The organism is Enterococcus sp. DIV1206 (assembly GCF_051712485.1).
GTDB classification, from domain to species: domain Bacteria; phylum Bacillota; class Bacilli; order Lactobacillales; family Enterococcaceae; genus Enterococcus; species Enterococcus faecalis.
Genome location: NZ_JBIOOZ010000001.1, coordinates 1092892 through 1105455 on the forward strand (window position 1 = coordinate 1092892; position 12564 = coordinate 1105455).

A 12564-nucleotide genomic window follows, 5' to 3' on the forward strand; every position below is an offset into this window, starting at 1 on the left:
AAAAGAATCCGCTTTCAATTTGATTATAACGTTAAAGGTCCTTCGAATGCAATTGATTTTTTAGCATAAGAAAGTGAGGCCTAAATCGCTGCAACGTAGGCCTCACTTTCTAAATTTTAAAAGAACCTACTGAATAAAAGCAGTTTCTTCTTATTTCTTGGAGCTAAAAACTTTGGTTTCAACATTTGGTAGGACTATGCCCAATCGCCATTTCTAAAAACTGGAACAATCGTCCCGTCTTCCTTAATGCCGTCAATATTCATTTTGTCAGATCCTACCATAAAGTCCACATGTGTTTGGCTACGATTTAAACCAGCTTCAGCTAATTCTTCTTCGCTCATCTCCGTGCCGCCTTGTAAGTTGAAGGCATAGGCTGAACCAAAGGCTAAATGATTAGAGGCGTTTTCATCGAACAATGTATTATAAAAAATCAAACCGGATTGTGAAATTGGTGAAGGGTCTGGTACTAAAGCAACTTCTCCTAAGTGTTTGGCACCTTCATCAATAGCTAAGAGATTTTTCAATGCTTCTTCGCCTTGTTCAGCTGAGAAGTCAACAACTTTTCCATCTTTAAATGTAAATTTCATTCCCGAAATGATTGTGCCAGCATAACTTAGTGGTTTTGTACTAGAAACATAACCATCAACGCGGCGACTATCTGGGGCGGTGAAAACTTCTTCTGTTGGCATATTAGCCATGAATTCTTCCCCACGCGCGTTATAACTACCAGCGCCTTCCCATAAATGGTTTTTAGGCAAACCAATCGTTAAATCTGTCCCAGGAGCTGTGTAGTGTAAAGCAGTAAATTGTTGTTCGTTTAATTCAGCCGCTTTTTCTTGTAATTTTTTATCATGGATATCCCAAGCAATGACTGGGTTTTCTTCATAAATTCGTGTTGTTTTGAAAATTTCATTCCAAAGTGCATCAACTTGTTCTTCACTTGTTGCTAATTCTGGAAAGACTTTAGCTGCCCAGCCTTCACTAGCAGCAGCTACAACAGTCCAACTTACTTTGTTGGCTTGCGTTGCTTTTCGTAGGTTGACCAATGCTTTCCCATTAGCCGCTTGGAAAGCTGCTACACGTTGTGCATCCACGCCAGCTAATGCATCAGGATTAGAAGAAACCACGCTAATTCGGCTTGCGCCTTTGGCAATCCAATCATCGGTTTGATCAATTTTATATTGAGGAACATTTTCAATACGATCAGTTGCAGCATGAGATAAAAATTCACGTTGAATGGTTTCGTCGCTCCATTGAACAATTACTTCGGCCGCGCCTAAGCGATAAGCTTCTTCCGTAATTAAGCGGGCAAGGGGCGCTTGATCGACACTGATTTGTAAAACAACCGTATGATTGTCCTGAACATTGACACCCGTTTCAGCAATTAAACGTGCATATTTCTTTAGATTTTCATTAAAATTCTCTAAGGTCATTCGTGATTCCTCCTTCATTTTGATGGGTAATGACTGTTCATATCATAACACGGAAGAGCAGGGAACTCAACGAAATAAAGCCTTTATCAACTGTTATTTTAAGTCGGGGTAAAAGTTGTCGTGCTCCCGCTCAGTGAACTTTTGTACAAAGAGTTGTTCTAATTTTGCATAATAGAAAAATCGTGTTACAATAACCATAAGCATTTATTTGGAAGCGTTGTATATGAATGAATAAAGGGGATAGGGAATTATGGCAAGAAAAAAAACCATTACGAAAGAGCAGATTTTAACAGCTGCCTATGAAGTAGTCGCCACTGAAGGATTTTCGAAGTTCACTGCACGTAATATTGCTAATAAAATGAAATGTTCCACCCAACCGATTTATTTGGAATTTAAAAACATGGATGATTTACGCGATGCTTTATTCCAAAAAATTCATAAATACTTAGCGAAAGAAGTCTTTCCAGTAAAACATACCGGGAATACAATTGTTGATTTGGCTTTAAACTATATTCATTTTGCGACAAGTGAAAGTAAGTTATACCGTGCGCTTTATTTAGAAGAATATGGTGGCGGCAAAAAAATGCAAGAATTCTCTTATCACTATTTTACTGAAGCGGTAAAAGCTGATCCTGAGTATGCTAATTTAAACGATGTTCAAATTGACTCTTTACACATGGGAACATGGGTGGTCGCTACTGGTGTGGCTGCATTGATGACTTCTGGAATTATCCATCCTTCAGAAGAACAAATCATTCATTTAATGAAAGATAGTATTGAAGCAATTCTTGAACGAGATGAACCAATTGATATTGACCTATAAAAATTAAAAAAAGTGTAACCTCATGCTGATAACTTCTGTGAGGTTACAGCAAAAGACTGTTTCTTAAAAGAACGGTCTTTTTTTGTTAAGTGTATTAATGGTAGATTATTCGCAACCATGCTACAGTAAAGAAGAGAAATAGAAAGGGGCAAAAAACATGAACCGAGTGAAAGATAAGCGTTTATGGCTAAGTATTGTAGGAATTACCGGACTAGGGCTCTTGTCGGGCTTATTTTCAGTAAATGCGAGAGAATATTATCAAGCGTTGAGATTACCAAGTTTTGCTCCGCCAGGCTGGTTATTTGGACCGGTGTGGTTGGTGTTGTATATTTTTATGGGCATTACTTTTTATTTCATCTTAGTTCATCCAAATAAACAACAGAAAAAACGGATGATTACGCTATTTATTTTACAATTTATTGCAAACTTTTTCTGGACATTTTTCTTTTTTTCTTTACAAAATAATTTATTATCTGTGATTGATATCTCATTGTTATGGCTATTATTAATAGTTCAACAGTGGGACTACTTGCGTTATAAATTAATAACGCGTGGCTGGTTGATGATTCCTTATATTCTTTGGGTTACTTTTGCGGCAGCTTTAAATTACAGTATTTTATTTTTAAATTAGGAATATCAAAACACCAGAGAAAAATGGGAACTAGCCATTTTTTTCTGGTGTTTATTTTATTTATTTCAACGTAGTTATTCTGCGGCAGTTGCTAATTTTTTCGCAAATTCTTCTAAACGTTGGATGTCGTCTTCTTCAGCGGCTAAATCAACTTTAACGCTGTCGGCGCCTTTTTTTGCCCCAATTTGAGTAAAGACTGCTTCGAAGTCGTCCACCGATTTACAAAAATCATCATAAAACGTGTCTCCTGAACCACAAACGCCGAAGATTTTTCCTGATAAATCAATCTCTTGTAAGTCTTCATAAAAGTCGACAATTTCATCAGGTAAATCGCCATCGCCATACGTATATGTAGCTACTACACAGATATCGGCCTCTTCAAAATCAGCGGCATCGACTTGCGTACACTCATCAATTTCGACCTCTAATTCTAAATCTTCAAATGCTTCTGCAACAATGTCGGCAATTTCTTCTGTATTCCCAGTCATGCTTGCATACACAATTTTAGCTAACGTCATAAACTTTCTTCCCCCTCATACAATTCTGTCACTTATTATAGCAGATGCGCATTTCTTATAAAAGACTAGCGAGTGCTTTTATTAAGGGACTTTTTGAAAATTGGTGTTTGAACAATCTTTTTTGCAAAAAATGTGATAAAATAATTTGAATGAAACAAGTTTAGGAGAGATAGTATGATTACATTAAAATCACCACGAGAAATTGAAATGATGGATGAATCAGGGGAATTATTAGCGGATGTTCACCGTCATTTACGGACGTTTATTAAACCTGGCATTACAAGCTGGGATATTGAAGTATTTGTGAGAGACTTTATTGAAAGTCATGGTGGCGTGGCGGCTCAAATTGGCTATGAAGGTTACAAATATGCTACCTGTTGTAGTATCAACGACGAAATTTGCCACGGATTTCCTCGTAAAAAAGTATTAAAAGATGGCGACCTAATCAAAGTAGATATGTGTGTCGACTTAAAGGGCGCAATCTCTGATTCATGCTGGTCTTATGTCGTGGGTGAATCAACACCTGAAATTGACCGCTTGATGGAAGTAACCAAAAAAGCGCTATATCTTGGGATTGAACAAGCACAAGTAGGAAATAGAATTGGCGACATTGGTCATGCAATTCAAACGTATGTAGAAGGAGAAGGCTACGGGGTAGTTCGCGATTTTGTAGGCCACGGCATTGGCCCAACTATCCATGAAAGTCCAATGATTCCTCACTATGGTGAAGCAGGTAAAGGACTACGTTTAAAAGAGGGAATGGTTATTACCATTGAGCCAATGGTTAACACAGGAACTTGGCGCATGAAAATGGACCCAAATGGTTGGACTGCTTATACTGAAGATGGCGGTCTAAGTTGTCAATATGAACATTCATTAGCGATTACGAAAGAAGGTCCAAGAATCTTAACGTCACAAGGCGAAGAATTGACTTATTAATAAGGAGAGTGTGTGATGAAGTTTCTCGACAACATCAAAAAGAATCAATCTTTGATGCGTTTTATTGAGACAACGCAAAGTCACATGGTCACAGCCGAAATAGGCAACAGCTCAGTGGTTGTTGCCTATTATTTATTACTCTCGCTGTTTCCATTACTGATTGCGGTAGGTAATGTCTTACCTTATTTAAGAATCGACCCTAATTCTGTGTTGCCTTATATTGCAGAGGCGATTCCGAAAGATGTTTATAAGAACTTAGAACCAGCGATTCGTTCACTACTGACTCAACGTTCAGGCGGGTTGCTTTCTGTTTCCGCTTTAGCAGCATTTTGGAGTGCCAGTCAAAGTATTAATGCACTACAAAATGCGATGAATAAAGCTTTTGGTGTCGAACAAAGGAAAAATTTTATTCTCGTAAGAGTGGTCTCATTTTTAGTTATTTTATTATTTATGGTAGCGATTGTTGGTGTAGTAGTAATTTTAGGTCTGGGTCAGTACATTATTGAATTACTGCAACCAATTTTCCATTACTCAACGTCTGTGATCGATACTTTCCAAGCGTTAAAATGGCCGTTAACGACCGTTGTTTTATTAGTGATTATGTGTTTGATTTATGCGGTCGTTCCTAATCGGAAATTATCGTTACGTTCTATTTTGCCAGGGGCTATTTTTTCGACAGTCGGTTGGATGCTATTATCACAAATTTTTGGTTTGTACGTAAAATATTTTAGTTCTAGAATCGCAAGTTATCAAATCATCGGGAGTTTTATCATCTTGATGTTATGGCTGAATTTTGCTGCCACGATTATTATTTTAGGAGCAATTGTCAACGCTGTCGTCGATGAATACTTATCTGGAGATAAAGAAAAAAAACAACCAAGTTTTGAACAACGCTTGTTTAGATGGTTTAAAAAGAAAAAATAAATGGATTTCTTTAAAAAAGTCTAAACCGTTGCCAGAACACATGTTTCAGCTTGTAAATGCTTCAGTTTACGGTATAATATACCCTGAACGAGAAGAAAGTGGGTTCGACTATGTCACTATTTATTTATGAAGTTTTGATACGTTTATTTATGACATTTATCTTATCTTTGCTATTAACACCACTTGTTAAGCTTCTAGCGTTTCGGATTGGCGCCTATGATGCACCAGGAGAGCGACGAATCAATACCAAAAATATGCCTACAGCAGGAGGACTTGCAATCTACATTGCTTTTGCTAGTTCATGTTTATTGATTTTTCGTTCGATTATCCCACAAGATTATATTTGGCCGATTATTTTGGCTGGTGGAATGGTTGTTTTGACAGGCCTCATTGATGATATTAAAGAGATTACTCCAATGAAAAAAACAATCGGTATTTTGTTAGCAGCATTAGTTATTTATTTTGTTGCTGGAATTCGGATAGATTTTGTGACGTTGCCAGTTGTTGGAATGATTGATTTGCGCTGGTTTAGTTTACCACTAACTTTATTGTGGATTTTAGCGATTACGAATGCAGTAAATTTAATTGATGGTTTGGATGGTTTAGCATCAGGCGTATCCATTATTGGATTAACCACGATTGGTATTACAGGGTATTTTTTCCTACATGCTAAAACGGTCTATATCCCAATTGTTATTTTTATTTTAGTTGCGAGCATTGCGGGATTTTTCCCATACAATTTTTATCCGGCTAAAATATTTCTAGGAGATACCGGGGCGTTATTCCTCGGGTTTATGATTGCAGTAATGTCGTTACAGGGCTTGAAAAATGCTACGTTTATTACGGTAATTACGCCAATGGTGATTTTAGGTGTGCCAATTACGGATACGGTTTATGCAATTATTCGACGGCTATTGAACAAGAAGCCCATTTCCTCAGCAGATAAAATGCATTTGCATCACCGCTTGTTATCTTTAGGTTTTACCCATAAAGGGGCGGTCATGACTATTTATGCGTTAGCGTTAGTTTTTTCCTTTGTTTCTTTATTGTTCAGCTATTCAAGTACAGTAGCATCAATTTTATTAATTGTCTTTTGTTTAATTGGCTTAGAACTATTCATTGAACTAATCGGTCTAGTTGGCGAAGGACATCAACCGTTGATGTATTTGTTACGGATTTTAGGGAATCGTGAATATCGTCAGGAGCAAATGAAAAAGCGACTTGGCAAGCATTCTAAGAGAAAGTAAAGAAATCTTTAGGTTGCTTTGCGAGAGCGTAAACCTATGATATAATTCCATTAAACTTAAAAAAGTATATGTGTGAAACATATGCTTTTTTTTTAAGACGATGTTTCAGTAGTAAGGAGAAATGAGCATGCAAGAAATGGTAACAATCTCGATTGTCACTTATAATAGTCGTTACATTTTTAATGTACTAGACCAATTAAAAGCTGAACTAGGTACTGATAGTATTTATGATATTCATATCTATGACAATCATTCTGAAACAGCGTATCTTGAAAAATTAACAACATATGAACCATTTATTACTATCCATCGCGCTGAAGAAAATCAAGGGTTTGGTCATGGTCATAATCAAGTGTTATTCAATGCTTCGACAAAATATGCAATTATTTTTAATCCCGATGTTTTGGTTACTAAAGACGTGCTTGATCGTCTATTAGACCGTATCAAAATAGATAAGAACATTGCAGTCGTTAGCCCTAAAGTGTTAAATGAAGATGGCACGACGCAATATTTAGTTCGTCAAAAATTAGATGTCTTCGATTATATGTTACGTTTTATTCCCTTTCAATTTGTAAAGAAAATTTTTGATAAACGTTTGAGTATTTATGAATGTCGCGATTTGTCGGATACAGAAACAACGGATATTAAAATGGGCTCAGGCTGTTTTATGTTGATTGATCGTGAAAAATTCGTTGAAATTGGTGGGTTCGATGAACGTTTCTTCATGTACTTTGAAGACAACGATTTATGTTTACGTTTTGGCAAAGCAGGCTATCGGATTCTCTATACGCCTTTTGAAACGGTTGTTCACATGTATGAAAAGGGCGCCCATAAAAGTCGAAAATTGTTTAAAATCTTTATGCAATCAATGGGGAAATTTTTTAACAAATGGGGCTGGAGGTTCTTTTAATGAGTCAAAGATTAGCGGTAGTCATCGTCTTATATCAAATGAAAATGGCTGATACGCCGAATTATTTGTTATTAAAAGAAGTGGTAAATCATCCCGAATTGCACTTATTTATTTATGACAACAGCCCACTTCCTCAAGAAGATGCATTATTTTTACAACAAAATGTTACTTATCGACATAATCCTGATAATCCAGGCCTAGCGACCGCTTATAATGAAGCGATTGCTTTTAGTCAAGCGAATCAATGTGAATTATTGTTGCTCCTTGACCAAGACACAGAAGTGCCAGCCTCTTATTTTGATACGTTGATCATCATGCCATTAGATCCGACTGTGGCAGTCTATGTTCCAATTGTAGAAGCAAATGGACAACAAATTTCGCCAGTATATAGTGATCAATACGTTGGGCTTAAAGGAGCAAAGCCAGCAGCAGGGATAGCCAACCAACCGTTGATGGCTATCAATTCTGGTACAGTTATTACGGCAGAAACGCTACGCTGGTTGGAAGGATTTTCGGAAGAATTTCCTTTGGACTATTTAGACCATTGGTTCTTTTATCAATTAAATCAAGCCAATAAAAAGATTGAAGTCTTACCAATCCACCTAAAACAAGAATTGTCTGTTTTAGATTATCGTACAATGAGTCCTCAACGTTATCGCTCTATTATTGAAGCAGAAACGTTATTTTATCGTCGATATGATCAAGAAAAGTTTTCCCATCATCGACGCCATTTATTTTTACGCAGTAGTAAGCAATTTTTAACTGTCAAAAATCGCCAAATTTGGCGGCAAACATTGGCAGAATTTCTCAAGTTAATGAAAGGATAATCTATGATCTCAGTTTGTATTGCGACATATAATGGAGAAAAATATCTCGCGGAACAATTAGATAGTATTCTTTTACAAGTCAGTGAAGAAGATGAACTAATTATTTCAGATGATGGTTCTACTGATCATACGTTGGAAATTTTGAGAACGTATGCAGCGAATTATCCCCAAATTCAATTGTTACAAGGTCCAGGGCAAGGAGTGATTGCTAATTTTGCATTTGCGCTTACGCATACGAAAGGCGAAGTAATATTTTTAGCAGATCAAGATGACGTTTGGTTGCCAAATAAAGTAACGACAGTGACAGAATATTTTGAAACGCACCCTGACATCCAAGTGGTTATTAGTGACTTGAAAATTGTTGATGCGGATTTACAAGTTACCAATCCCTCTTATTTTAAGTTTCGAAAAGTCAAACCAGGGTTTTGGCGAAATGCGATAAAAAGTGGCTATATTGGGGCAGGTATGGCCTTTCGTCAAGAGATGAAAAACGTCATTTTACCCATTCCGCCAGAAGTTCCTATGCATGATATGTGGATTGGCTTATTAGCTGCACGGAAAAAGCAAACGGGTCTCATTAAAGAACCATTAGTGCTTTACCGAAGACATGGAGCGAATGTCAGCCCTATTATTACCAAAACAAGTTTCCAACAAAAATTAAATTGGCGTGTGAATTTATTAAAAGCTTTACATCAGCGTTTAAAGGAACAACGCTAAACTTTTACAGATTTGTAAAATTTACGTAAAAAACATGACAAACCCTATGCTTAATGCGATAATAGGGAAGGATATTTGGTTTTATAGAAACTAAAAATAGAAGTATTTAAGGAGATTGTTCATGAAAGGAATTATTTTAGCAGGCGGAAGCGGGACACGCTTATATCCGCTAACAAAAGCAACATCAAAACAATTAATGCCAATTTACGACAAACCAATGATTTATTACCCAATGTCAACGTTAATGTTGGCGGGAATTAATGAAATTTTGATTATCTCTACACCAGAAGATACACCACGTTTTGAAAGCTTATTCGGCGATGGCCATGATTTAGGCATTCATATCGAATACGCGGTACAAGAAAGCCCAGATGGTTTGGCGCAAGCATTTATTATTGGTGAAGAATTTATTGGTGATGATAGTGTCTGCTTAGTTTTAGGGGACAATATTTATTATGGTGGCGGCTTATCAAAAATGTTGCAACGAGCGGCTTCTAAAGAGTCAGGGGCAACAGTCTTTGGCTACCATGTAAATGATCCAGAACGTTTCGGCGTGGTAGAATTTGATGAAGAGATGCGGGCGCTTTCTATTGAAGAAAAACCGGCACAACCGAAGTCAAATTATGCAGTGACAGGTTTGTATTTTTACGACAATGAAGTGGTTGAAATTGCGAAAGGGATCAAACCGTCAGAACGTGGGGAATTAGAAATAACAGACGTTAATAAAGTCTACCTTGAAAAAAATAAACTTTCTGTTGAGGTAATGGGCCGTGGCTTTGCTTGGTTAGATACAGGCACACACGAATCTTTATTAGAAGCGTCAACATTTATTGAAACAATTGAAAAACGTCAAAATTTAAAAGTCGCTTGTTTGGAAGAAATTGCTTATCGAATGGGCTATATTACAAAAGAACAATTGGTAGAATTGGCACAACCATTGAAGAAAAATGGCTACGGCCAATACTTGCTACGTTTAGCAGCAGAATAGGAGCGAAGAAACGTGAAAGTTATTGATACAAAATTACAAGATGTCAAAATTATCGAAATGGATGTTTTCGGTGATCATCGTGGCTTTTTTACAGAAAGTTATTCCAAAGCTAAATTTGCAGAACATGGATTAGACTTTGATTTTGTCCAAGATAATCATTCATTATCAACAGAAGCAGGTGTCTTGCGTGGATTGCATTTTCAAAAAGGCGAAGCTGCGCAAACAAAACTAATTCGCGTTGTAACAGGTGCGGTATTAGATGTGATTGTTGATATTCGTAAAGGGAGTCCAACCTATGGTCAATGGGAAGGCTACATTTTATCAGAACATAATCACCGTCAGCTTTTAGTACCAAAAGGTTTTGCTCATGGTTTTGTCACTTTGACACCGAACGTGAACTTTATGTACAAATGTGACAATTACTACAATGCGGCAGCAGACGGCGGTATTGCTTTTAACGATCCAGCGTTAGCTATTGATTGGCCAATTGCGCCAGAAAAAGCGATTACGTCAGAAAAGGATCAAAAACATCCAACCTTAAAAGAATTTGAAGCGGAAAATCCGTTTATCTATGGCGAAATTTAAGAAAAAAGTAGGAGAGTTTCAATTATGAAAAAAATCATCGTAACAGGTGGAGCTGGTTTTATCGGCTCAAATTTTGTTCATTATGTTGTAAAGAATCATCCAGAAGTTCATGTAACTGTATTAGATAAATTAACGTATGCAGGAAATGAAAAAAATCTTGAAGGTCTACCAAGTGATCGCGTGGAATTAGTCGTAGGAGATATCGCTGATGCTGAATTAGTTAATCGTTTAGTCGCTGAAACAGATGCAGTTGTTCACTATGCTGCTGAATCGCATAACGACAACTCATTAAACGACCCATTCCCATTTGTACAAACCAATCTGATTGGGACGTACACATTGATCGAAGCTTGCCGTAAAAACAATGTTCGTTACCACCACGTATCGACTGATGAAGTTTATGGCGATTTACCTTTAAGAGAAGATTTACCAGGACATGGAGAAGGCGAAGGGGAAAAATTCACTGCCGAAACGCCTTACAATCCTTCAAGTCCTTATTCTTCAACAAAAGCAGGATCTGACTTGTTAGTCAAAGCGTGGGTTCGTTCTTTCAACTTACAAGCAACAATTTCAAATTGTTCAAATAACTATGGGCCATATCAACATATTGAAAAATTTATTCCTCGTCAAATTACCAATGTCTTAAGTGGCATTACACCAAAACTTTATGGTGCTGGTAAAAATGTTCGTGACTGGATTCATACAAACGACCATTCTTCGGCTGTTTGGGCAATTTTAACAAAAGGGCAAATTGGCGAAACATATTTAATTGGAGCCGATGGTGAAGAAGACAATAAAACAGTGATGGAATTAATTTTAGAATTAATGGGACAACCTATTGATGCCTATGAGCATGTCAACGATCGTGCAGGACATGACTTACGTTATGCGATTGATTCAACCAGATTACGCGAAGAATTAGGTTGGGAACCAGAATTCACGAATTTCCGTGAAGGCTTGGCAGAAACAATCAAGTGGTATACAGAAAATGAAGACTGGTGGCGTGCAGATAAAGAAGCTGTTGAAGCAAAATATGCACAAAATGGTCAGTAATTTTTTCTGACATGTGAGATAACAGTCGAAAGGCGATGGCAAAGTACAAAAGCTACTTTGCCCTGCCTTTTTTTCAAGAAGGAGCGAAAAAAATGATTTTAATTACTGGTGGAAATGGCCAATTGGGCACAGAATTACGTCACCTATTAGACGAACAAGGAATTGAGTATATTTCAACGGATTCCACAGAATTAGATATTACTGATGCGGATAGTACGTTGGCAAAAGTGAAAGAAATTCAACCAAACGTCATTTATCATTGTGCTGCTTATACAGCTGTTGATAAAGCAGAAGACGAAGGCAAGGAATTAGATGAAAAAGTGAATGTAGATGGCACACGTCATGTTGCAGAAGCTGCTAAAGCAGTGGGGGCGACACTTGTTTACGTAAGTACAGATTATATTTTTGATGGAACTAAAAAAGAAGGCGTCTATGCGATTGATGATCAACCGAATCCTTTAAATGAGTATGGTCGGACGAAGTTATTAGGTGAACAAGCGGTCCAAGAAATCCTGGACGATTATTATATTATTCGAACATCATGGGTATTTGGTCAATACGGTCATAACTTTGTCTTTACCATGCAAAAATTAGCGGAAACAAGAGACCAACTAACGGTAGTGGACGATCAGTTTGGCCGCCCAACTTGGACAAGAACGTTAGCCGAATTTATGGCATTTGTTATTGCAGAAAAAGCGCCATTTGGTGTTTATCATTTGTCTAATGAAAACAGCTGTAGCTGGTATCAGTTTGCTAAAGAAATTTTAAAAGATACTGAAGTGGAAGTACTGCCAGTGGATTCAACTCAATTTCCACAAAAGGCGCAAAGACCACAATATTCTGTCATGGATTTAAGTAAAACAGAAGCGTTAGGCTTTAAAATTCCTACTTGGCAAGAAGCCTTAGCACAAATGTTAGAAAATGTTCAACAATAAATTGTTTTGTGTAAGTGAGGGGTTTTGTTAGAGA

The 12564-nt window shown here is 37.1% G+C and carries 14 protein-coding genes; 12 read left to right on the forward strand and 2 right to left on the reverse strand.

Features of this window, described 5'->3' with window-relative positions:
- Positions 1-194 precede the first annotated feature (194 nt).
- Complete coding sequence (locus IGK86_RS05335) at positions 195-1433, reverse strand: aminopeptidase (protein ID WP_010708839.1); 1239 nt, start codon at positions 1431-1433, stop codon at positions 195-197.
- 250 nt (positions 1434-1683) lie between these two features.
- Here IGK86_RS05335 and IGK86_RS05340 point away from each other — a divergent pair, with 250 nt between their 5' ends.
- Together IGK86_RS05340 and IGK86_RS05345 are read left to right on the forward strand one after the other, a co-directional pair.
- On the forward strand, positions 1684-2256 hold the full coding sequence (locus tag IGK86_RS05340) for a TetR/AcrR family transcriptional regulator (RefSeq protein ID WP_002356883.1): 573 nt from the start codon (positions 1684-1686) through the stop codon (positions 2254-2256).
- Positions 2257-2413: 157 nt separating this feature from the next.
- Positions 2414-2887 (forward strand): TspO/MBR family protein, encoded by a 474-nt coding sequence (locus IGK86_RS05345; protein ID WP_002356884.1) that lies wholly within the window; start codon positions 2414-2416, stop codon positions 2885-2887.
- A gap of 74 nt (positions 2888-2961) precedes the next feature.
- On the opposite strand, the gene IGK86_RS05350 is transcribed toward IGK86_RS05345, so the two are convergent.
- A complete protein-coding gene (locus IGK86_RS05350; protein ID WP_002356885.1) occupies positions 2962-3405 on the reverse strand; it encodes a flavodoxin in 444 nt (147 codons plus the stop codon).
- A gap of 174 nt (positions 3406-3579) precedes the next feature.
- Here IGK86_RS05350 and map point away from each other — a divergent pair, with 174 nt between their 5' ends.
- The 10 genes from map to rfbD all read left to right on the forward strand — a co-directional run bounded on the left by map (position 3580) and on the right by rfbD (position 12530).
- Positions 3580-4344, forward strand: coding sequence for a type I methionyl aminopeptidase (gene map / locus IGK86_RS05355; RefSeq protein ID WP_002356886.1), 765 nt, complete (start codon positions 3580-3582; stop codon positions 4342-4344).
- Between the two features lie 15 nt (positions 4345-4359).
- Positions 4360-5268 carry a YihY/virulence factor BrkB family protein gene (locus tag IGK86_RS05360; protein ID WP_002383768.1) on the forward strand — a complete coding sequence of 303 codons (909 nt, stop codon included), beginning with the start codon at positions 4360-4362 and terminating at the stop codon, positions 5266-5268.
- Between the two features lie 110 nt (positions 5269-5378).
- Positions 5379-6515: an MraY family glycosyltransferase gene (locus tag IGK86_RS05365; protein WP_002366956.1), complete on the forward strand. Its 1137-nt coding sequence runs from the start codon at positions 5379-5381 to the stop codon at positions 6513-6515.
- A 121-nt stretch (positions 6516-6636) separates the two neighbouring features.
- On the forward strand, positions 6637-7425 hold the full coding sequence (locus IGK86_RS05370) for a glycosyltransferase family 2 protein (protein WP_002359892.1): 789 nt from the start codon (positions 6637-6639) through the stop codon (positions 7423-7425).
- Positions 7425-8252 (forward strand): glycosyltransferase, encoded by an 828-nt coding sequence (locus IGK86_RS05375; RefSeq protein WP_010713251.1) that lies wholly within the window; start codon positions 7425-7427, stop codon positions 8250-8252. Before IGK86_RS05370 ends, IGK86_RS05375 begins: the two co-directional genes overlap by 1 nt.
- Before the next feature lie 3 nt (positions 8253-8255).
- The gene (locus IGK86_RS05380) at positions 8256-8969 is read left to right on the forward strand and encodes a glycosyltransferase family 2 protein (RefSeq protein WP_002362119.1); all 714 of its coding nucleotides are present in this window, start codon (positions 8256-8258) and stop codon (positions 8967-8969) included.
- A 121-nt stretch (positions 8970-9090) separates the two neighbouring features.
- A complete protein-coding gene (gene rfbA, locus IGK86_RS05385; RefSeq protein WP_002364387.1) occupies positions 9091-9957 on the forward strand; it encodes a glucose-1-phosphate thymidylyltransferase RfbA in 867 nt (288 codons plus the stop codon).
- A gap of 12 nt (positions 9958-9969) precedes the next feature.
- Positions 9970-10542, forward strand: coding sequence for a dTDP-4-dehydrorhamnose 3,5-epimerase (gene rfbC / locus IGK86_RS05390; RefSeq protein ID WP_002356893.1), 573 nt, complete (start codon positions 9970-9972; stop codon positions 10540-10542).
- A 24-nt stretch (positions 10543-10566) separates the two neighbouring features.
- On the forward strand, positions 10567-11595 hold the full coding sequence (gene rfbB / locus IGK86_RS05395) for a dTDP-glucose 4,6-dehydratase (protein ID WP_002378515.1): 1029 nt from the start codon (positions 10567-10569) through the stop codon (positions 11593-11595).
- Positions 11596-11687: 92 nt separating this feature from the next.
- The gene (gene rfbD, locus IGK86_RS05400; RefSeq protein ID WP_025193932.1) at positions 11688-12530 is read left to right on the forward strand and encodes a dTDP-4-dehydrorhamnose reductase; all 843 of its coding nucleotides are present in this window, start codon (positions 11688-11690) and stop codon (positions 12528-12530) included.
- Positions 12531-12564 lie beyond the last annotated feature (34 nt).